This is a genomic window from Streptosporangium saharense, assembly GCF_014203715.1.
GTDB lineage: Bacteria > Actinomycetota > Actinomycetes > Streptosporangiales > Streptosporangiaceae > Streptosporangium > Streptosporangium saharense.
Genome location: NZ_JACHJP010000003.1, coordinates 490,020 through 510,852 on the forward strand (window position 1 = coordinate 490,020; position 20,833 = coordinate 510,852).

Annotated in this window: 14 protein-coding genes; 9 read left to right on the forward strand and 5 right to left on the reverse strand. The window is 73.1% G+C overall.

Translation table 11 applies throughout. The features are described from left to right. Positions 1 to 64: 64 nt before the first annotated feature. Positions 65 to 1,303, reverse strand: a complete 1,239-nt coding sequence (locus FHS44_RS18265; protein WP_184716144.1) for an IS701 family transposase — start codon at positions 1,301 to 1,303, stop codon at positions 65 to 67. Positions 1,304 to 1,415: 112 nt separating this feature from the next. Between FHS44_RS18265 and FHS44_RS18270 the strand changes: the two genes are divergently transcribed. From FHS44_RS18270 to FHS44_RS18290, 5 genes are all read left to right on the forward strand, one after another. Next, positions 1,416 to 2,753: an SWIM zinc finger family protein gene (locus FHS44_RS18270; RefSeq protein ID WP_184716146.1), complete on the forward strand. Its 1,338-nt coding sequence runs from the start codon at positions 1,416 to 1,418 to the stop codon at positions 2,751 to 2,753. Beyond that, positions 2,750 to 4,147 (forward strand): DUF5691 domain-containing protein, encoded by a 1,398-nt coding sequence (locus FHS44_RS18275; RefSeq protein ID WP_184716148.1) that lies wholly within the window; start codon positions 2,750 to 2,752, stop codon positions 4,145 to 4,147. The genes FHS44_RS18270 and FHS44_RS18275 overlap by 4 nt, the downstream gene beginning before the upstream one ends. Beyond that, positions 4,144 to 5,211: an ATP-binding protein gene (locus tag FHS44_RS18280; RefSeq protein ID WP_184716150.1), complete on the forward strand. Its 1,068-nt coding sequence runs from the start codon at positions 4,144 to 4,146 to the stop codon at positions 5,209 to 5,211. The genes FHS44_RS18275 and FHS44_RS18280 overlap by 4 nt, the downstream gene beginning before the upstream one ends. A gap of 72 nt (positions 5,212 to 5,283) precedes the next feature. Further along, positions 5,284 to 7,524: a DUF5682 family protein gene (locus tag FHS44_RS18285; protein ID WP_184716152.1), complete on the forward strand. Its 2,241-nt coding sequence runs from the start codon at positions 5,284 to 5,286 to the stop codon at positions 7,522 to 7,524. Continuing rightward, entirely contained in the window at positions 7,521 to 8,681 is a 1,161-nt protein-coding gene (locus FHS44_RS18290) for a VWA domain-containing protein (RefSeq protein WP_184716154.1), read from the forward strand. Before FHS44_RS18285 ends, FHS44_RS18290 begins: the two co-directional genes overlap by 4 nt. Positions 8,682 to 8,724: 43 nt before the next feature. Here the strand turns inward: FHS44_RS18290 and FHS44_RS18295 are convergent, their stop codons facing one another. Then, positions 8,725 to 9,165 carry an acyl-CoA thioesterase gene (locus tag FHS44_RS18295; RefSeq protein ID WP_184716156.1) on the reverse strand — a complete coding sequence of 147 codons (441 nt, stop codon included), beginning with the start codon at positions 9,163 to 9,165 and terminating at the stop codon, positions 8,725 to 8,727. 1 nt (position 9,166) lies between these two features. After that, positions 9,167 to 9,796, reverse strand: a complete 630-nt coding sequence (locus tag FHS44_RS18300) for a TetR family transcriptional regulator C-terminal domain-containing protein (RefSeq protein WP_184716158.1) — start codon at positions 9,794 to 9,796, stop codon at positions 9,167 to 9,169. A 123-nt stretch (positions 9,797 to 9,919) separates the two neighbouring features. Between FHS44_RS18300 and FHS44_RS18305 the strand changes: the two genes are divergently transcribed. Beyond that, positions 9,920 to 11,275, forward strand: coding sequence for an MFS transporter (locus FHS44_RS18305; protein ID WP_184716160.1), 1,356 nt, complete (start codon positions 9,920 to 9,922; stop codon positions 11,273 to 11,275). Positions 11,276 to 11,441: 166 nt separating this feature from the next. After that, a complete protein-coding gene (locus FHS44_RS18310; protein WP_184716162.1) occupies positions 11,442 to 12,446 on the forward strand; it encodes an enolase C-terminal domain-like protein in 1,005 nt (334 codons plus the stop codon). Positions 12,447 to 12,455: 9 nt separating this feature from the next. Here the strand turns inward: FHS44_RS18310 and FHS44_RS18315 are convergent, their stop codons facing one another. Together FHS44_RS18315 and FHS44_RS18320 are read right to left on the reverse strand one after the other, a co-directional pair. Then, positions 12,456 to 13,922: an LCP family protein gene (locus tag FHS44_RS18315; protein WP_312863704.1), complete on the reverse strand. Its 1,467-nt coding sequence runs from the start codon at positions 13,920 to 13,922 to the stop codon at positions 12,456 to 12,458. 241 nt (positions 13,923 to 14,163) lie between these two features. Next, positions 14,164 to 15,654: an alpha/beta hydrolase family protein gene (locus FHS44_RS18320; RefSeq protein WP_184716166.1), complete on the reverse strand. Its 1,491-nt coding sequence runs from the start codon at positions 15,652 to 15,654 to the stop codon at positions 14,164 to 14,166. A gap of 157 nt (positions 15,655 to 15,811) precedes the next feature. Between FHS44_RS18320 and FHS44_RS18325 the strand changes: the two genes are divergently transcribed. Together FHS44_RS18325 and FHS44_RS18330 are read left to right on the forward strand one after the other, a co-directional pair. Beyond that, positions 15,812 to 16,957 (forward strand): exonuclease SbcCD subunit D, encoded by a 1,146-nt coding sequence (locus tag FHS44_RS18325; protein WP_184716168.1) that lies wholly within the window; start codon positions 15,812 to 15,814, stop codon positions 16,955 to 16,957. After that, positions 16,958 to 20,773, forward strand: a complete 3,816-nt coding sequence (locus tag FHS44_RS18330; RefSeq protein WP_184716170.1) for an AAA family ATPase — start codon at positions 16,958 to 16,960, stop codon at positions 20,771 to 20,773. Positions 20,774 to 20,833: the final 60 nt, after the last annotated feature.

Here is a 20,833-nt window from a genome sequence, read left to right on the forward strand (position 1 = left end):
GTCGGGCATCGGCCTGCCCAGATGGCCAGCAGCGTCTGCAGTTCCCTGAGGACCGCATAAAGCGTCAGGCCGCCCCAGCCGCTTTTGGGCTGCTCAAGCGCAGTTCGGTGCAGAACAGATGCGCAGCGGTCACCAGCGTGACGTGCCGGTGCCAGCCGCTCCAGGATCGGCCTTCGAAGTGGTCCAGCCCCAGGCCGGTCTTCAGCTCCCGGTAGTCGTGCTCGATACGCCATCGAATCTTGGCCAGGGTGATGAGGTCGGCCGGTGGAGTTTCGGCGGGCAGGTTCGACAACCAGTACGCGGTCGGCTCGGAGGCCTCTCGGGGCCACTCGGCGATCACGTGGCTGACCGGCAGTGATCCGTCGGCGGCCAGCCGAGGCCGGTGCCCGGCGATACGGGCCGGCACAATCACAAATTCCGACCGCAGGCACCCTTTGGAGCCGTTGCGCCAGGCCAGCGAGCGGGCCGCGGCAGGCCCGGCGGCCAGGACATGCTCGCGCAGGCTGACCGGCCGGGTGCGATAGCGCGCCTTGGGGTGCGGCCCCAACCCCGAATACGCGAGCTTGGCGGGGACGGCATCGATTGCGTGCGCGGTGACGGAGCCTTTGACCTGCACCACGTAGCGCAGGTGCCGGTCGCTCAGTGCGGCGCGCAGGGCCGCGTTGTCGCCGTAGGCGGCATCGGCCACCACCACCGCCGGTGTCAGTCCCTGCCCGGTCAGCTCATCGAGCATCTCCAGGGCCAGCTGCCATTTGGGGCGGTGGCCTTCGCCTGCCGGGATGGCGCAGCGGGCGCGCCGGGCGGTGATGTGCCTGGCGGCCTCCGGGTCGGCGGCCTGGGCGGCGTCCCAGCAGGCGGGCAGGAACAGCCGCCAGGTCAGCGGGCAGGAGGCGACATCGGTGACCGCGTGCACGCTCACGCCGATCTGGCAGTTGCCGACCTTGCCCAGGGTGCCGGAGTACTGGCGGGTCACCCCCGGTGAGGCGGTGCCGTCCTTGGGGAAGCCGGTGTCGTCGATCACCCAGGCGAGTGGGGTGATCGCCTGGGTCGCCCGGTGGGCCAGGCGGTGCCGTACCGGGCGGAAGTCCCAGGTGGAGGAGGTGAGGAACTGTTGCAGGCTCTGGTGGTCCACGCCGAGGCGTTCGGCCATGGGCTGCATGGACTTGCGGCGGCCGTCCAAAAGCAGGCCGCGCAGGTAGGTCAGGCCCTTGGCCCGCTGATCGCAGCGGGTCAAGGGGGTGAAGATCTCCGCGGCGAACGCTTCCAGCTGTTGTCGGGTATGCGTGAGCTGTTCGGGGGTCACATCCGGAGCGAACCATCACTCGATGGCATCGACCAGTCACAACAGGATGACCTAACAAAGCACTACAAGGCGGCCTCCTTTTTTGTCGGCGGCGTTCGTTAGCGTTCGGCGCGTGATCGAACGGTGGAATCGGGATCAGGTGCTCGCGCTCGCGCCTGACGCCCCGTCGAGAAAGGCGGCCCAGGGGGTCTCCTCGCCCGGCAAGTGGTCGGGCGCGGGCGCCACGGCCGAGGCGGTGTGGGGTGAGTGCAAGGGCAGCGGCGCCACGCCGTACCGCGCGTGCGTCGACCTTTCGGAGCCCGCGTACCGGTGCAACTGCCCGAGCAGGAAGTTCCCCTGCAAACACGCCCTGGGCCTGTTGCTGCTGTGGTCGGCCGACGCCGTCCCCGCCGCCGAGGAGCCCGCCGACTGGGTCGGCGAGTGGCTCGACCAGCGCAGGGCGCGTGCCGAGAAGACCGCCACCCCGGAGGGGAGTAAGGCCAAGGCGGTCCCCGACCCCCGCAGGGCCGAGCAGCGTGAGCAGCGGGTGAGCGCGGGCCTGGCCGAGCTGGAGCTCTGGCTGGCCGACCAGGTCAGGCAGGGCATCGCCGGGTCGCGGCGGCACGACCACTGGGACGGCCTCGTCAAGCGTCTCGTCGACGCCCAGGCTCCCGGTGTCGCGGGCACCGTCTCCCGCCTCGGTGACGTGCTGGCAGGGGAGGACTGGCCCGCCCGTCTCCTCGGCGAATACTCCCTGCTGCACCTGCTCGCGGTCGCCCACCGCCGCATGGCCGCCGCGCAGCCGTACGGCGCGGGCCATGAGAGTGAGCACGGCGACGGGCTGGTTCGCACGGTCCGTGACCGGATCGGCTTCCCCGTCGCGAAGGAGGAGGTGCTCGCCGGGCAGCGGGTCCGCGACGTGTGGGACGTGCTGGGGCGCCGCGACGCCGAGCAGGACAGGTTGGTCACCCGCCGGGTCTGGCTGCGCGGCAGGAACACGGGCCGGGCCGCCGTCGTGCTCTCCCACGCCCCCGTCGGACAGGCGCTCGACGCCTCCCTGGTCACCGGGGTCGGCCTCGACGCCGAGCTGGCCTTCTATCCCGGCGCCACGCCGTTGCGCGCTTTGGTCGCGGCCCGGCACGACGGCGCCGTCCCCGCGCTGCCTCCCGCGGGACACGCGCCGCGGGAGGCGCTGGGGGAGGTGGCCCGCGCGCTCGCCGGAGATCCGTGGCTCGACTCCTGGCCCGTCGTGCTCGGGGAGGTGACGCCGATGACCGCCAGGGCGGGGACCGGGTCGTGGCTGCTCGGCCGTCCTGACGGAGCGCTGCCGCTGCACCCGTCGGCGGGCACGCCGTGGCGGCTCGTCGCGGTCTCCGGCGGGCGTCCGCTGACCGTCGCCGCCGAGTGGACCCCGCAGGGGCTGCTGCCCCTGACGACATGGGACGACCAGGGACGGGTGATCGTGCTGTGAACACCACCTACGGCTGGGAGGACCTCGTCTCCGCCGCGCTCGTCGGCACGGAGCGCCGTCCGCTTCCCTCGGGGGAGAGCACCCCGGAGGCCGAGCTGCTCGACCACGCCGCGCTGCTGACCGTCAGGGCACGCGCGGGCCGCCTGCCCCGCGAGGGCAGCCCGCTGGAGGCCGCCCCAGAGGAGCGGCAGCCGGAAGTCCCCCGGGCGGCGAGCGCCAGGCTCGCCCGCGTCCTGGGCGGAGAGCGGTCGAGGCTGCTCGCCGAGTGGCTGCAGGCCGCCGCCGAGCGCGGCTACCGGCTCAGCCCGCACCTGCTGCCCGAGCTGCTCGACCAGGCGGTCAGGGACCGCTCGATCCGTCCTCACCTGGGCGTCCTCGCGGGTGCCAGGGGGCGCTGGCTGGCCGGGCTCAACCCCGCCTGGGGCTTCCTGCTTGAGGAGGTCACCGCGCCGGGCGCCGCGCACGAGACGTGGGAGCTCGGCACCTCGGGTGACCGTAGGGCCCATCTCGGCGCGGTGCGGGCGGCCGATCCCGCACGGGCCAGGCTCCTGCTCGATGAGACCTGGGAGAAGGAGACCCCGCAGGACCGGGCCGCCTTCCTGGAGGTCCTGGCCGACGGACTGTCCGCGGACGACGAGCCGTTCCTGGAACGCGTGCTCGACGACCGCCGCAGGGAGGTCCGTCACGAGGCCGCCGACCTGCTGACCCGGCTGCCTGGCTCCCGCCTTGCGCGGCGCATGGCCGAGCGGGCCGCCGCCTGCGTGCGGACGGAGAACGGCGAGGTCCAGATCGTCCCGCCGCTGACCTGCGACGCCGCGATGGAGCGTGACGGCGTCAGGGCCAAGCCCCCGAGGGGGACCGGCGAGCGGAGCTGGTGGCTCCAGCAGATCGTGGCCAGGGCGCCCCTTGAGGTCTGGTCCGGGCTGCTCGGGCTCCCGCCCCGCGAGCTGGTCCGGATGAAGATTCCCGACTGGGGGCGCGAGGTCATGGCGGGCTGGGTCAGGGCGACCGTGCTCCAGGGCGACCCCGAGTGGGCCCGCGTCTTATTCGCCTGGGACCCGCTCGCCGACCTGCTGGCCGTACTGCCGAGGGGGGAGCGGGAGGATCTGGCGGCCGGATTCGTCCGCGGGCACGGCCTCGACGGACAATTGATCATGGTTCTCGGTGGCGCCGCGGCGCCCTGGGGACCCGACCTCGCGCTGGCGGTGCTGGAGAAGATCCTCCAGGTCTCCAGCACCCAGCCGTGGAACCTCAGCGAGCTGAGCAGGCTCGCGGGCGAGCGCATCGACCCCGCCCTGTCGGGCATGGCCGAGCGTCTCTCGCCGGAACCCCCTGTCCAGGAGGTCGCAGCCCTCCTGCGTTTCCGTGACGACATGTTGAAGGAGCTTCAGTGACGACGGTCCTGCGGGCCCACGCCGAAGACCAGTACGCCGAGGAACTGGCGATCCTGGCCAAGGACGACGACCGGCCCCGCCCTCCCGGCTGGAAGCTGTCCCCCTGGGCGGTCACCACCTACATCCTGGGAGACGGCGACCGGATCACCCCCAAGTACATCGGGCCGAGGCGCATCGTCGAGGTGGCCGTCGCGACCCTGGCGACCGACCGGGCGCTGCTGCTGCTCGGCGTCCCCGGCACCGCGAAGACCTGGCTTTCCGAGCACCTGGCGGCGGCGGTCAGCGGTGACTCGACCCTGCTCGTCCAGGGTACGGCGGGCACCGCTGAGGAGGCCGTCCGCTACGGCTGGAACTACGCCAGGTTGCTCGCCGAAGGGCCGTCCCGGCAGGCGCTCACCCCGAGCCCGGTGATGCGCGCGATGGCCGAGGGCCGTCTCGCCAGGGTCGAGGAGCTGACCCGCATGCCCTCCGACGTGCAGGACGCGCTGATCACCGTGCTGTCGGAGAAGACGCTGCCCATCCCCGAGCTGAACGAGGAGGTGCAGGCCACCCGGGGGTTCAACGTCATCGCCACCGCCAACGACCGCGACCGGGGCGTCAACGAGCTGTCCAGCGCGCTGCGCCGCAGGTTCAACACCGTCGTGCTGCCGGTCCCGGCGACCGCGGAGGAGGAGGTGGACATCGTCTCCCGCCGCGTCGAGCAGCTCGGCCGCTCGCTGGAGCTGCCGCCCGCGCTGACCGGCCTTGAGGAGATCCGCCGCGTCGTCACGGTCTTCCGTGAGCTGCGCACCGGGGTCACCGAGGACGGCCGCACCAAGGTCAAGTCCCCCAGCGGCACGCTCAGCACCGCCGAGGCCATCTCGGTCCTCACCAACGGCATCGCGCTGGCGGCCCACTTCGGTGACGGCGTGCTGCGCCCCGCCGACGTGGCCGCCGGGATCGTCGGTGCCGTGGTCCAGGACCCGGTCTCCGACAGGGTGGTCTGGCGCGAATACCTGGAGACCGTCGTCCGCGAACGCCAGGACTGGCGCGACTTCTACCGGGCCTGCCGTGACGCGGGCTGAGCCGGTACGGCCTGCTGTGACGCGGGCTGCTGAACCACGGGGCACGCGGGGCCTGGTCTTCGGGGGGTGGCGGTGAGCGTCTCCGTGCTGGGGGTCCGGCACCACGGGCCCGGCTCGGCGCGTTCCCTGCGGGAGGAGCTGACGCGCCTCAAGCCCGACATCGTGCTCATCGAGGGGCCGCCCGAGGCCGACGACCTGGTCGGCCTCGCCGCGGACCCGGAGCTGCTGCCTCCGGTCGCGCTGCTGGCCCACGTCCCCGGTGAGTCGTCCAAGGCCGCGTTCTGGCCGTTCGCGGTGTTCTCCCCCGAGTGGCAGGCGATCCGCCACGCGGTCGAGACGGCAGTCCCGGTCCGGTTCTGCGACATGCCCGCCGCGCACAGCCTCGCCGCCGCCCCCGGTGAGGACGAGGCGCCCGCCGTACGGACCGATCCGATCGGCGCGCTCGCCCGCGCCGCCGGATACGACGACCCGGAGCGCTGGTGGGAGGACGCGGTCGAGCACCGGGGCGACACGCCGTTCCAGGTGATCGCCGAGGCGATGGCCGAGGTCCGCGACGGGCACGTGCCCGACGAGGAGGAGGCCAGGCGCGAGGCCTTCATGCGGCGCGCGATCCGCACGGCGGTCAGGGAGGGCTTCGAACGGATCGCCGTCGTCTGCGGCGCCTGGCACGTGCCCGCGCTGGCCGGCTCGCGCGAGGGCGCCTGGGGGGCCGGGCTGCCGACGGCCAAGGCTGACGACGCGCTGCTGCGCGGGCTGCCGAAGGTCAAGGTCGAGACGACGTGGGTGCCGTGGACGTACGGGCGGCTGGCCGCCTGGAGCGGCTACGGCGCCGGGGTGACCTCGCCCGGCTGGTACCACCACCTGTTCTCCGCGCCCGACCGCCCGGTCGAGCGCTGGCTGACCGAGGGGGCGGCCACGCTGCGCGCCGAGGACCTGCCCGTCTCCTCCGCCCACGTCATCGAGGCGGTACGGCTCGCCCACAGCCTGGCCACGCTCAGGGGCAGGCCGCTGGCCGGGCTCGCCGAGGCGACCGAGGCGGTCAGGGCGGTGCTCTGCGAGGGCGACGACCTGCCGGTCGAGCTGGTCCAGCGGCGCATGGTCGTGGGGGAGCGCCTTGGCGCGGTCCCCGAGTCGACCCCGATGGTCCCGCTGCAGCGTCACCTGCGTCAGGAACAGCGCCGGGTGCGGCTCAAGCCGGAGGCCCTGGACCGCGAGTACGACCTGGACCTGCGCAAACCCCTCGACCTTGAGCGCAGCAGGCTGCTGCACCGCCTGCGCCTGCTCGACATCGGCTGGGGGACGCCGAGGGAGAGCAGGGGCAAGGGCACCTTCCGTGAGTCGTGGACGCTCACCTGGCGGCCCGAGTTCGACGTCGAGCTGATCGAGGCGGGCGTGTGGGGCACGACCGTCTCCACGGCCGCCGTCGCCCGGGTCCGTGACCTGGCACGCGGCGGTCAGGAGGGGCGGGAGGTCCCGCTGGCCACCCTCACCGGCCTGGTCGAACGGTGCCTGCTGGCCGACCTGCCGGACGCGCTGCCGTACGTGATCGGGGTGCTGTCGGAACGGGCGGCCCTGGACGGTGACGTCACGCACCTGATGGCGGCCTTCCCCGCGATGGTCCGCGCCCAGCGCTACGGCGACGTGCGCGCGACCCCCGCCGAGGGGCTGGCGGCCGTCGCCGACGCCATGCTCACCAGGATCTGCCTCGGGTTCGGCGGCGCCGCCTCGGGGCTCGACGAGGACGCTGCCCGTGACCTGCTGAAGCACGTCGACGCCGTGCACGCGGCAGTCGCCCTGCTCCAGGACGCTCCCGCGCCCGAGGAGTCACCGTCGGGGCGCTGGCTCGGCGCGCTACGTGGCGTCTCGGGGCGCTCCGGGCTGCCCGGGGTGATCGAGGGGCGCCTCACCAGGATCCTGCTGGATGCCGGAGACCTCGACACCGGGCAGGTGGGCGCCGCCATGGCCAGGGCCATGTCCGCCGGTCATCCTCCGGCCCGTGCCGCGGCCTGGGTCGAGGGGTTCCTGTCCGGGGGCGGTCTGCTGCTGGTGCACGACGCCCGGCTGCTCGCGCTGGTCGACGATTGGCTGACCGGCCTGGCGCCGGAGACGTTCGTCGACGTGCTGCCGCTGCTGCGCCGTACGTTCGGGGCCTTCGCCGCGCCCGAGCGGCGCTCGATCGGCTCCCGCGTCAGGTCGTTCGGCACGCGGCAGGACACGGCTGAGACCGGGGACGCCGAGGAGATCGACGAGGAGCGCGCGGCGGGGGTCACGCGCACCGTGCTGGCACTTCTGGGAAGGACGGAGATCGCGTGACGGACGAGAGGCTGCGCCGCTGGCGGCTCGTGCTGGGCGGCGGCGAGGCGGACGGCACCGGATGCGCGCTCGCCGGGGCCGACGCGGGGATGGACGGCGCCCTGGCGGCGCTCTACGGCGGGGGCGGTGACGGGGGCGGCGAGCGCAGCGGGGGCCTTGGCGCCTCCGCGCCGAGGGTGGCGCGCTGGCTGGGGGACATCCGTTCCTACTTCCCCTCGACCGTCGTCCAGGTCATGCAGAAGGACGCGGTCGAGCGGCTGAACCTCACCCGGCTGCTGCTCGAACCGGAGATGCTGGAGGCCGTCGAACCCGACGTCCACCTGGTCGGCACGCTGCTGTCCCTCAACCGGGTGATGCCGGAGAAGGCACGCGAGTCCGCCAGGGCGCTGGTCGCGCGGGTGGTGGCTGACCTGGAACGCCGTCTCAACCAGAAGACGAAGGCGGCGGTGACCGGGGCGCTCGACCGCGCCGCCCGGACCAACCGCCCACGCCGGGTCGCCGACATCGACTGGAACCGTACGATCAGGGCCAACCTCCACAACTACCTGCCGGAGCGCGGCACCGTCGTGCCCTCAAGGCTCGTCGGGTACGGCAGGCGCCAGCGCGCGGTCCAGCGGGAGGTCGTGCTCTGCATCGACCAGAGCGGGTCCATGGCCGCCTCGGTCGTCTACTCAAGCGTGTTCGGCGCGGTGCTGGCCTCGATGCGCTCGCTGAGAACCTCGCTGGTGGTCTTCGACACCTCGGTCGTGGACCTGACCGACCAGCTCCACGACCCGGTCGAGCTGCTCTTCGGCACCCAGCTCGGTGGCGGGACCGACATCAACCGGGCCATCGCCTACTCCCAGACGCTCATCACCCGGCCGACCGACTCGATCTTCGTCCTGATCAGCGACCTCTACGAGGGCGGCGTCAGGCAGGAGATGCTCCGCAGGGTGGCCCAGATGACGGCGGCGGGCATCCAGGTGATCGTGCTGCTGGCGCTGTCCGACGAGGGCGCGCCCTTCTACGACCACGACAACGCCGCGGCTCTGGCCGCCCTCGGCGTGCCCGCCTTCGCCTGCACGCCCGACGCCTTCCCCGGCCTCATGGCCGCGGCCATCGAGCGCCGTGACATCGGCGTGTGGGCCGAGCGGGAGCTGGGGATCGCGGCCACCTGAACCGTCCTCGGCGGAAAATCCGCCGAGGACGGTGCTGGAAAGGTCAGGTGACGGGGCTGAGCAGCGGCTGGACGGCCTCGCGCAGGGCGGGGGTGATGGGGGAGGGGCGGAGCGTGGCCGGGTCGAGCTTCACCTGGACCCGCCGCCCTTCGGCGTGCACGACCGACATGTCGGGCGACAGCACGCGGAAGCCGTACACGAGGCTGCTCGTGCCGAGGTGTTCGACCCAGAAGTGCACGGACGCCTCGCCCACCTTGGCGATCGGGGCGTGGTAGGTGACGGAGAACTCACGAACCACGAAGAACAGGTCGGCGAAGTGCGGTTCGGAGGGGTCGAAGGACCAGCCCCGTCCGGCCCAGTAGCCCGCCAGCGCCCGTTCGAGCAGCAGGACGTAGCGGGCGTTGTGCACCACGCCCATGGCGTCGAGGTCCTCGAAGTGGATCTGGACCGGGTGGACGTGCCCGGGTCGCAGGGCGGTCGTCATGTCAGGCCTCCGGGAGGATGCTGGGGTCGGTCGCCAGGGCGCGGAGCCGGTCGAGCACGGCCCTGCGGGCCCGCTCACGACTCCGTTCGTCCTGGAGCAGGCGGGTGTGGACGACCACGACCGCGCCGAGCGCCTCGATCTCGAAGGCGAGTTGGCGCGGGTCGGTCTCCGGCCGGAGCTGGCCGAGCGCGACGGCCCGCTCGGCGAGGTCGGCCAGCAGGTCCATCCAGCCGTCGATCGCGGCGGCGACGGCGTCGCGCACCGGTCCTGGCCGGTCGTCGAGCTCGCTGCCGACGGCCTGGAAGAAGCAGCCTCCCGGCAGTTGCCCCGAGGCGTAGAAGTCAAGGCGCAGCTCGTGCAGGGCCAGCAGCCTGGGCAGCCCCCGGGGGGCGCGCAGGGCGGGCTCGACGATCCGCTCGATCCACTGCCGCCTGGCGTGCTCGACGATCGCGAGCTGCAGGGACCGCTTGTCCGGCCAGTGCGCGAAGAGGCCGGACTTGCTGACGCCGAGCGTTTGAGCGAGCCGGGCGAGCGAGAGGCCGTCGAGGCCCTCGACCGAGGCCAGCCCGACGGCGGTGTCGAGCACCGTCCTGCGGGTCCGTTCGCCGCGCAGCAGCCGTCCGTCGATCACGGGCCCACCCTAGCAAACAATATGACCGATCGGTCGCACATATTTTTGGGGGTGGTCCTACGACCATCGGCGGACCTGCGGGGCCGATGTTCAGGGCGGGGCGGTAGCCGTACCGTCCGGTGCATGACTTCCACGGTGGTTGAGGCTCCCTCGGGAGGGTTGTTCGCCGAACGTTATCGCGCGCTGACGGTCGGTATGGTCGCGTTGATCGTCCTGGTCGCCTTCGAGGCGCTCGCGGTCGCGACGGCGATGCCGGTCGTGGGGCGCGAGCTCGACGGGATCGCGCTCTACGCCCTGGCCTTCAGCGGGGCGCTGGCGGCCGGAATGGTCGCCACCGTCCTTGGCGGGCGCTGGGCGGACCTGCGCGGACCGGTCGCCCCGCTCTGGACGGGGGTCGCGGCCTTCGTCGCCGGACTGGTGATCGCGGGGAGCGCGCCGACCATGGATGTGTTCGTCCTCGGCCGGTTCGTCCAGGGGTTCGGCGGCGGGATCTTCCAGGTGGCGCTGTACGTGCTGGTCTCCAGGGTCTATCCGGCGCGGCTGCACCCCAGGGTGTTCTCGGTCCTCGCGGCGGGCTGGGTGGTGCCGTCCATGGTCGGACCGCTGGTCGCGGGCGTCGTGGTCGAGCAGGTCGGCTGGCGCTGGGTCTTCTTCGGCGTGCCGATGTTCGTCCTGCCCGCCGCGCTGCTGCTCTGGCGGGGCCTGTCCGTCACCCTCACCCAGGACCGGGAACAGGAGACGGGCGGGCGCACCCCCATCGCCAGGCGTCTCGGCTGGGCCGCCCTGACGGCGGTCGGCGCGGCCCTCATGCAGTACGGCGGAGCGGCCCGCGGCGCCGGGTTCGTCCTGCTGGCCGCCGGGCTGGCCGTACTGGCGCTGTCGCTGCCCAGGCTGCTGCCGCCCGGAACCCTGCGGGCCGCGCGGGGCCTGCCCTCGGTGATCGCGCTGCGCGGCATCGCCGCGGGCACCGCCCTCGGCGGCGAGGTCTTCCTGCCGCTCATGCTCACCGGGGAGCGGGGCCTCTCACCGGCCATGGCCGGGATGGTGCTCACCTCGGGCGCGCTGGCCTGGGCGTTCGCCTCGTGGCTCGTCGGGCGCGGCTGGTTCGGCAGGGCCCTGATCCTGCGCGCGGGACCCGCCATGATCGCCCTGGGCATCGCGCTGATGGCCCTGACGGTCTTCCCCGAGGTCCCGGTCGCGCTGGCCGTCGTCGGGGAGACGATCGTCGGGCTCGGCATCGGAAGCGTCTACCCCACGCTGTCGGTGCTCGTCCTGGAGCTGTCGAAGCCCGGGGAGGAAGGGGAGAACAGCGCCTCGATGGGCATCGGGGAGTCGGTCTTCACGGTGGTCGTGGTCGCGGTCGTCGGCGCGATCGTCGCGGCCTTCGGCGCCACCGGGCCGGTGTACCTCGCCTGCTTCGCGCTGACGGCGCTCGTGGCCCTCGGGGGCGCGCTCGTCGGGAACCGGTTCAGGACCTGAGCGTGGGACGCGGCCGGGCGGGAGGGTCCACGGCCGTGGCACCATGGGGAAGACGCCAGGTGCGTTTCGTGTTGGGAGAAGGAGTCCCGCCCCGGTGCGGGACTCATTGTGTTTCCGAGACGTCTCCCACGGCGTTTTCCCGGCCTGTACGGAATCGAGGGGGTCCATGCCGCGCGTACGTGAGCTTGAGGTGTTCCGGCTGGTCCTGCCCTACGGCAGACGGCCGGAGACGGTCCTCGTCCGGCTCACCGACTATGGGGGCATGACCGGGTGGGGAGAGATCGTCGACCCGGCCCCCAAGACCTGGAGGCTCCTTCAGGAGAGGCTGGGCGGCGCGCTGATCGGCCTCGACTGGGAGCACCCCGACGAGCTCGGCGACATCCCCGGCGGACCGGCCGCCGACATGGCCTGCTGGGACCTGTGGGCGAGGATGCGCGGGGTGCCGCTCTCCCACGCGCTCGGCGGCAGCCGTACCTCACTGATGGCCACCGTCAGGATCGGCGCGGAGCGCAACCTGGAGAGCCTGGTCGCGCGGGTGAACCGGCACGTCTGCGCCGGATACGCCCACGTCACGCTGGACGTCCACCCCGGCTGGGACGTCGAGCCGCTGCGCGCGGTGCGCCTGGCCTACCCCGCCCTCGGCATCGGCGTCGACGCCCACGGGGGCTACACCGACGCCGAGGCCCTTGAGGCGATGGACGCCTACACGATCTCCTCCATCGAACGCCCCTTCACCGGCCTCGCCGGCCACGCCGACCTGCAGGAACGCGTCGCCGCCCCGGTGCTGGTCGAGGTGTCCTCGACCGCCGAGCTCGACGAGGCGGTGGCCACGCGCGCCGGGCGCGCACTGCTGCTGCGCCCCGCGACGATCGGCTCCCTGCGTGAGGTACGGCGGATGCACGACATCGCGGCGGCGGCCGGGTGGGAGATCGCCTGCTCGGGAGGTCAGGGCACCGGCCTGGCCAGGGCGGCGACGGTCGCCGCGGCCAGCCTGCCCGGCTGCGGCCTGCCCTGCGACGTGGCCGAACCCCCACGCAGCGCCCAGATCGTCACCCCACCGGTAGGCGCCTCAGGAGGCGTGATCGCCGTCCCCCTCACCCAACCGGGCCTCGGCCACACGGTCGACGTCAACCGCGTCCGCCGCCTGGCCAGAGAGGCCTACGTCGCCTGAGCCTTACGGTCAGGCGCAGCCTTCGCTGATTTCTTTGACCGGGGCTGGTTCGGTTGGCTTGGTCGCTCTGGTTGGGGTGCTTCGGGTGGCGCTTGGCGTGGCACTCGGCGTGGTGGTGGCGGTGGCGGCGAGTTGTTCCCGGGACGAGGTGTGGACGGCCTTGGCGGTGATGGAGCGGATCTTGGACCAGTCGGGGTAGCCGGTGTTGATCAGTGGGGGGACGAACTGGACGCTGGTCACCTCGGCGCCCTTCACCTTCAGGGCCAGTGGGACCAGGTGCTCCAGCATCGGGCGGGGGATGTCGGTCTGGAGGAGTTCCTTGGTGGCCAGCGCGATCCGGTTGAACCGGGAGAGCACGGTCGCCGGGTCGGCCTGCTGGAGCAGGGCGTTCAGCACGCAGCGCTGACGGCCCATCCTGGTGTAGTCGTCGCTGAAGGTGCGTGAGCGGGCGAACCACATCGTGTCCGCGCCGCCGAGCCTGCGGGTTCCCGCCTTGACCAGGCCCTCGTTGTACTTGCCGAAGACCACGTCGTGCGGCACGGTCAGCCGCAGGCCGCCGATGGCGTCGATCAACCGGGCCAGGCCCCACATGTTCACCAGGGCGTACCAGTCGACCCGCAGGCCGAGCGTGTAGCCGACCGTCTCCATGAGGGTCCTGGCGCCCTGGTTCTTCCGCCCGCCGAAGAGTTCGGGGTGGGAGTCGGCGTACTCCCAGACCGAGAACAGCAGGTCCTCCCGTGAGCCGTCGGGGTTGGCGGGCAGCCGGAAGCCGTCGGGGAACTGCCTGGCCATCGAAGAGCCGGGGACGAACCGGATGTTCTCCAGGTTGCGCGGCAGCCCGAGCAGCACGGTGTTGCCGGTCCTGACGTCGATGCTGGCCAGGTTGATGCTGTCGGTCCGCACGCCGATCCGGTGGGTGTCCGCGTCACCGCCGAGCAGCAGGATGTTCACCCGGTCGCGTCCCTCCCACGGGTCGCTCTGCGCCGAGGAGCTGACCTGGGGGCCGGGGGTGGTCGGCGGGGCGTTGAAGATCCGGTCGAGCGCCGACTGCGAGACCATGGCGTACTGCCCGGCCAGGACGAACGGCAGCACGACCGCGATGGCGAGCAGGCCCGCGAGCGCGCCCGCGACGGCCTGTGAGGGACCGCGGAGCATGCCGGGCCTGAGCACCGTGAACGAGTGCACGATCAGCGCGAACCAGGCGAGACCGAGCACCGGGGCGCCGACGGTGATGGCGGACAGCCAGGACGAGGTGACCAGCAGCCCGGCCAGGTCGCCGAGGTCGGTGGTGAGCAGCACCCACAGCACACCGAGCAGCAGCAGGGCGTAGCCCGACAGCAGGGCGATCCCGGTCCTGCGCCATCCCGCCCTCAGGTGGGCGGCCCCGGGCGCCACGGCGGACAGCGCCGTCCAGCCGACGACCGCGCCGAGTCCCCGCGGCCCCCGCGACCCCGGTCTCCCCGATCCGTCCCGCACCCGCTTCCCCGATCTCCCCACGCGCTTGAGCGCCGCAGGGGAGATGGTAGGTCGGATGTCGGGACCAACGGGCGACGCGCGGATGAACACCCCGGAAAGGAAATACGCATTTATCCTGACATATTTCCTAAGGCCGCGCTCTATTCACACTTTCTTGGCCGAAACCCGGTCCGGGAGTGACGTCCCCCCACCTCCCAGCCCGGCAAACCACACCTTCCCGGAGGTTCTCCCCTACCAGGGCCTACCAGGGGAAGGAGAACAGGTCGTAGTAGGCCGCGGCGACCAGCAGCAGGCCCGTCCCGCCGAGCACCCCGATGACCGCGGTCCACTGCGGACGGCTCGGCTGCCAGCCTTCCCGCAGCCCGGAGACGACCGCCGCGACGGCCGTCACCTCCTGCAGCAGCATGAGTACGGCCAGCATCCTGATGACGAGCCACCCGGCGAGCACCGCGGGCCAGGCCCCCGCCTGGTTGACCGAGAACAGCACCAGCATCGTGATGAGGGCGACGACCGAGACCAGCAGCCCGGCCCCGGTCCACGCCATCCGCCGGAACCTGCGCCTGACCGGCGGCCAGATCCTGGCGCCGGTCTCGCCGGGCGACTGCCTGCCGCGCAGCCGCAACACCATCTCGGCCACCGGCCCGACCACGTAGCCGACCGCGGCCAGGCACAGCGTCATCCCCAGGACCGCCCCGCCCGCGTACCACGGCGCCGCGGGGACCTCACTGGCCTCGTAGCGCTGGACCGGCGTCGCGCCCGCGATGTGCACGGCGGGCCTCGCGGTCTCCGGCAGCCCCGTGACCCAGTTGGCCAGCGTCTCCAGGTAGCCCGGCGCGAAGGGGCCGCCGTGCAGGCGCATGCCGTGGTCGGCGCCCTTCAGGTAGCGGATCGTGTAGTCGGGATTGCCCGCCTCGGCGAGCGCGCCGGTCAGGGCCTTGCTGCTCTCCACGAACGGGATCGATGGATCGCCCGTGCCGTACAGGGCCAGGACGGGAGCGCGCGTCTGCCGCAGCGCGGGCATGCCGTCGTAGCGCAGGAAGTTCATGTGCACCGCGCTCATCGCCCTGACGAGCAGCTCCCTGGTCCCCGCGGGCGCGTGCAGCCGGTCGAGCTGCTCGCCGAGGGCCCAGGTGACCTGGCGTAACGGTGAGACGTTGGGCGCGGAGACCAGCACGGTGAACCCGACGTCCCGGCTCCTGGCCGCCGCGATCGGCGCGACCCAGCTGCCCTCGCTCACCCCCCACAGGCCGGTCCTGGCGGGATCGACGTCGGCGCGCAGCCGCAGCCTGGACAGGACGCGCAGGGCGTCGTCGGCCAGCAGTTCGAAGTCACGGCTGCGGAAGTCGTACCGGACGGTCCGCTTGTCGTAGACGAGCGTGACGATTCCCGCCCTGGCCAGCCACTCGGCCTGGGTGGTGAACTCGTCGCGCAGCCCGGGACCCGCCCCCTGGACGAAGACCAGCGCCGGATGCCTGCCGGGGGACAGCGGCGCGCGGACCGTCGCCCCCAGCGTCGTGTCCCCGGCGTCGACGGTGATGTTCTCCACCGAGAACTGCCCGTTCGCCGAGACCGGCCTGGTTTCCGCCGCCGGTTGGGCCGGGAGGTTCTGGAAGATCGGGTCCACGTTCAGCGGCGCGGGGTCGAAGGGCGGCGGCAGGGTGTAGCCGACCGTCGCCAGGGCCAGCAGGACCACGCCCGCGGCCACGCTCACCATGCCTCGGCCAGCCCGCATGCCGATCCGCTCCCCGATCGTGTTCGCCTCCGGGAGACTCCGGGAGAAACGTACGATCTTCAGCGTACCCACGACCGGTCATGCGTGACAGGACGAACGGGAGCAGAGTGGTCACAGTGGCCGCGCGTGCGTCCGGGGCCTGTTAGCTTCACGTGACATGCGAGTGCTCCACACCTCGGACTGGCACCTGGGCCGTTCGTTCCACCGCGAGAGCCTGCTGGCCGCCCAGGGCGCCTTCGTCGACCACCTGATCGAGACGGTCAGGAGCGAGCGGATCGACGTGGTCGTCGTCTCCGGCGACGTCTACGACAGGGCGCTGCCCTCGGTCGACGCGGTGGACCTGTGCAACCAGGCCCTGCGGAGGCTGGTGGCCGAGCGGGTGCGCGCCGTACTCATCAGTGGCAACCACGACTCGGCGCGCAGGCTCGGCTTCGGCGCGGACCTGATCGACGCCGCGGGCGTCCACCTGCGCACCGACCCCGCGCGGGCGGGCGAGCCCGTCCTCGTCGAGGACGCCTCGGGAGAGGGGCCGGTGGCCTTCTACGGCATCCCCTACCTGGAGCCCGAGCTGGTCCGCGAGCCGTGGGAGCTGCCCGAGCGCACCCACACCGCGGCGGTCGGGCACGCCATGTCCCTGGTCCGCGCGGACCTGGCCCGCAGGGGGACCCGCTCCGTCGTGCTCGCCCACGCCTTCGTCACCGGCGGGCAGGCCAGCGAGAGCGAACGCGACATCAGCGTCGGCGGCGTCGCGCACGTCCCGCTGTCCGTCTTCGACGGCGTCGACTACGTGGCGCTGGGCCACCTGCACGGCCGCCAGCGGATGAGCGAGACCGCGCGATACTCCGGTTCCCCGATCGCCTACTCCTTCTCCGAGGAACGCCAGGTCAAGGGCTCGTGGCTGGTGGACATCGACGCGCGGGGCCGGGTGAGCGTGGAGTTCGCCGAGGCCCCCGTCCCCCGGCCGATCGCCAGGCGCAGGGGACGTCTTGAGGACCTGCTGACCTCGGACGAACACGCGGGCTACGAGGACCACTGGCTCCAGGTCACGCTGACCGACCCGGTCAGGCCGAAGGAGGCCATGGAACGCCTCAGGACCCGCTTCCCGCACACCCTCAGCCTCATCTTCGAGCCGGAGGGCGGTGTCCAGCAGGGTGCGGTACGGCCCAGCGTGAGGGGAAAGCCGGAGATCGAGGTGGCGCTCGACTTCGTCCGTGAGGTCCGGGGCGAGGAGGCCGACCCCGAGGAGACCGCGCTGCTCCGCAAGGCCGTCGAGGAATGCCGCATCAAGGAGGCGAAGGCGTAGATGCGCCCGCACCGTCTGTGGATCACCGCGTTCGGCTCCTTCCCGGGTGAGGAGGAGATCGACTTCGACGCCCTCGCCGAGGCGGGGCTGTTCCTGATCCACGGCCCGACCGGCGCGGGCAAGACCACCGTGCTGGACGCGCTCTGCTACGCCCTGTATGGCAGGGTGCCCGGCAGGCGCGACAACGCCAAGAGCCTTCGCTGCGACCACGCCCCACCCGGCAGGGGACCCTCGGTCGCCCTGGAGGTCACGCTCAGGGGACGGCGGCTGAGGATCACCCGGTCCCCGGCCTGGCAGCGTCCCAAGCTCAGGGGAGAGGGCACGACCAGGGAGAACGAGAGGGCGCTCGTCCAGGAGTTGACCCCCTCGGGGGAGTGGAGCGGGCTCACCACGCGGGTGGACGAGGCCGGTGACCTGATCGGCACCCTGCTGGGCATGAACGCCGACCAGTTCTTCCAGGTGGCGATGCTCCCGCAGGGGGACTTCGCCAGGTTCCTGCGCGCCGACGGCGAGGACCGCCGCAGGGTGCTCGAACGGCTGTTCTCCGTGAAGGTCTACGCGGGCGCCGAGTCATGGCTCGCCGACCGGCGCACCGAGGCCCACCGCGAGCAGCAGGCGCTGCGCACCGAGGTCGACTTCGCCGTCAAACGCATCGAGGAGGCGGCGGGCCCAGAACTGCTCGCCCTCATCGAGGAGGAGCCGGATCCGGAGGACCCGCTCGGCTGGGCCGCCGCGCTTGAGGCGCTCGCCGCCGACGCCGAGGACAGGGCGGGCCGTGACGGCGACGGCGTCACGGAGACCGTACGGCTGACGCGGACCGCCCTTGAGCGGGGCACCGCGCTCGCCGACCGGCGCCGCCGCCACGCCGAGGCCCTGGTGCGCGAACGCGCCCTTGAGGAGACCGCGCAGGAACGCGCCGACCTGGAGGCCGTGCTCGCCGAGGCGGCCAGGGCCGACCGGGTGCTGCCCATGATCCGGGCCGCCGAGCAGCGCGAGGAGACCGCGACCAAGGCGCACAGGATGGCCGCCGATGCCGTCGCCCGCACCCTGCCCCTGGCCGAGAACGCGGAGGCGCTCGACCCGCGAGCCACAACCGAGGGCGATGCCGTACGGCCCGGCGTCGAGGTCTCCTCGGAGCGGCTGACCGCGATGGCGCTTGAGCGGCGGGAGGAGATCACCAGGCTGGAGGAGCTGCGCGCGCAGGAACCGCTGCTGCTCAGGGCCGTCCAGGAACGCGAGACGCTCGTCGGTCAGATCGCGGAGCTGGGCGACCGGCAGAAGGAGACCGACGCCCGTCTCACGGTGCTGCCCGGCCTCAGGCGCGAGGCGGAGGTCAAACTCGCCGCGGCCCGCCTCGACGCCGCCAGGATCCCGGCCGCCGAGGCGGTGCGCGACGCCGCGCAGGCCCGGCTGCGGGCCGCTAAAGAGCGTGACGGCCTGGCCACGGCCCTGGAGGAGGCGCGGCGGCACCTGGCCGTCGCGCTGCAGGCCGTACCGGACCATGACAACGGGGACGAGGCGTGCACGCGTGAGCTGCTGGTCGCGCGGGAGCGGGAGCACGGGCGGCTGCTCGCCGGACTCGAAGGGCTGCGGGGCGACGAGGCAAGGCTCACCGAACTGGCCAGGTTGCTGGCCGAACTCGACGCCGAGATCACCGAGGCGGCGGAGCGGGAGAAGTCCCTCACCGCCCGCTGCGCGGAGCTTCCCGCCAGGCTCGCCGAGGTCGCCGCCAGGCTCACCGAGGCCGGGGACAGGGCCGCGGAGATCCCCGAGGCGCGGGCACGGGCCGACGCCGCCTCGGTCGCGCTCGACGCGGCCAGGCGCCGCGACGGCCTGCGCGCCGACCTGGAGACCGCCAGGGCACGCCTGACGGAGGCCGTCGATCTCGCCCAGCGGCTCCGCGACCGTCACCAGGACCTCCGCCAGGCCAGGATCGACGGCATGGCCGCGGAACTGGCGGCCAAACTCGTCCCCGGCGAACCCTGCGCGGTCTGCGGCTCCCCTGAGCACCCCCATCCGGCCGCCAGGAGCGGGCAGGCCCCGACCGCCGAGGACGAGCGCGCCGCCCAGGACGCCTACGACGCCGCCGCGGACCAGCGCGGGAAGGCGGAGACCACGGTCGCCACCCTCACCTCCCGCCTTGAGGAGGCCCTCGCCATCGCGGGGGAGACGCCCGTGGAGGAGGCGCGGGAGGCTCTCGACGAGGTACGGCGCGCACTGGCCCTGCTGGCCGAGGTCGCCGGGACGCGGGCCGTACTTCAGGAGGAAGCGGAGCGCGTCACCGCCGAGCTGGACGAGGCACGGGCCGGAGCCGAGGACGCCGCCCGGCTGCTCGCACGGAGCCGCGCCCGCCAGGAGGAGTGGCGGGCGGAACAGGACAGGCTGACCGCCCGCCTCGACGAGGCACGCGGCACCGACCCCACAGTCCAGGCCCGCAGGGAGCGCCTGACCCTGGAGGCGGCCCTGTTCGCCGCGGCGGCCGAGGCGGCCGGTCGCGCCGCCGAGCTGGCGGCCGCGCACCGGGAGGCGGCCGAGGAGACGGACGTCGAGACCGAGCAGGCCGTACGGGAACTCGCCAGGGCGCGGGAGGTGCTGGCCGCGCTCACCGAGTCGGCACGGGCGGAGTCCGCGCTGGCCGAGGAGGCGGAACGGACCGCGACCGAGCAGGCCGGGCTTGAGGAGCTCTCACGCGAGCTCGCGGTCACCCTGGCCGCTGGCCGTACCCGCGAGGAGAGGCTCGCCGAGGACGTCGAGCGGCTGACCGCGCTCCTGGACGGGGCGCGGGGCGAGGATCCGACGCTGGCCGACAGAATCGACCGGCTGGCGGACGAGGCGGGGCTGCTCACGGAGGCGGTCGAGGCGACCAGGCTGGAGCGGACCGCCACCGCGGAGCTGGCGGCGGCCCGCGTCGCCGCCGCGGCGGCAGCCGTCGAGGCGGGCTTCTCCGGCGTCGAGGACGCGAAAGCCGCGGTCCGTCCGTCCACCGAGCAGGAGGAGAAGGCCGAACGGCTGCGCGGGCTGGAGAGGGAGCGCGCCGCGGTCGCCGCCCTGCTGGCCGACCCCGAGCTGGTCGCCGCCTCCGCGGAGCCGGAACCCGACCTCGACGGGCTGCGGGCCGCGCGTGACGCCGCGGAGACCGCCCAGGCGGGGCTGCTGTCCGCGGCGAACCAGGCGAAGGCCCGGCTCGCCAGGCTCGTCACGCTCCGCGCCGAGCTGGCCGGGTGCCTGGACCTCTGGCGTCCCGCGCGGCGGCGCCACCGGGTCGCGGAGAGCCTCGCGGCGCTGACCGGCGGGACCTCGGGCGACAACCGCTGGAAGATGCGCCTTTCCGCCTACGTGCTCGGCGAGCGTCTGCGGCAGGTGGTCGACTCGGCCAACGAGCGGCTCGACCGCATGTCGGGCGGGCGCTACCTCCTCGAACACGGTCTCGGCCGTACGGCGGGTGACCGCAGCAGGTCGGGAGGCGGGCTCGGCCTGCGGATCGTGGACGGCTGGACCGGCAACGACCGTGACCCGGCGACCCTGTCGGGCGGTGAGAGCTTCATCACCTCGCTGGCGCTCGCCCTCGGCCTGGCCGACGTGGTCAGCGCCGAGGCGGGCGGGGTCGAGCTGGGGGCGCTCTTCATCGACGAGGGGTTCGGCACCCTCGACGAGGAGACCCTCGACGGGGTCCTGGACATCCTCGACGGCCTGCGCGACGGCGGCAGGGCCGTGGGCATCGTCAGCCACGTCACCGAACTGCGCGCCCGCGTCCCGGCGCAGCTCCGCGTCAACAAGGGCCGCAGGGGTTCGACGGTCGAGGTCTCCGTGCCCTGACGTGCCGCGTGGATGGGAAGGTAGGGTATACGGAGGCGGTCTCCGAGTAGGTGTGGGGAC

Excerpts from the sequence above, each read along its gene's own strand:
- FHS44_RS18305 (WP_184716160.1), top strand. The coding sequence starts at position 9,920 with ATGACTTCCACGGTGGTTGAGGCTCCCTCGGGAGGGTTGTTCGCCGAA.
- FHS44_RS18295 (WP_184716156.1), bottom strand. The coding sequence starts at position 9,165 with ATGACGACCGCCCTGCGACCCGGGCACGTCCACCCGGTCCAGATCCAC.
- FHS44_RS18325 (WP_184716168.1), top strand. The coding sequence starts at position 15,812 with ATGCGAGTGCTCCACACCTCGGACTGGCACCTGGGCCGTTCGTTCCAC.
- FHS44_RS18320 (WP_184716166.1), bottom strand. The coding sequence starts at position 15,654 with ATGCGGGCTGGCCGAGGCATGGTGAGCGTGGCCGCGGGCGTGGTCCTG.
- FHS44_RS18330 (WP_184716170.1), top strand. The coding sequence starts at position 16,958 with ATGCGCCCGCACCGTCTGTGGATCACCGCGTTCGGCTCCTTCCCGGGT.
- FHS44_RS18310 (WP_184716162.1), top strand. The coding sequence starts at position 11,442 with ATGCCGCGCGTACGTGAGCTTGAGGTGTTCCGGCTGGTCCTGCCCTAC.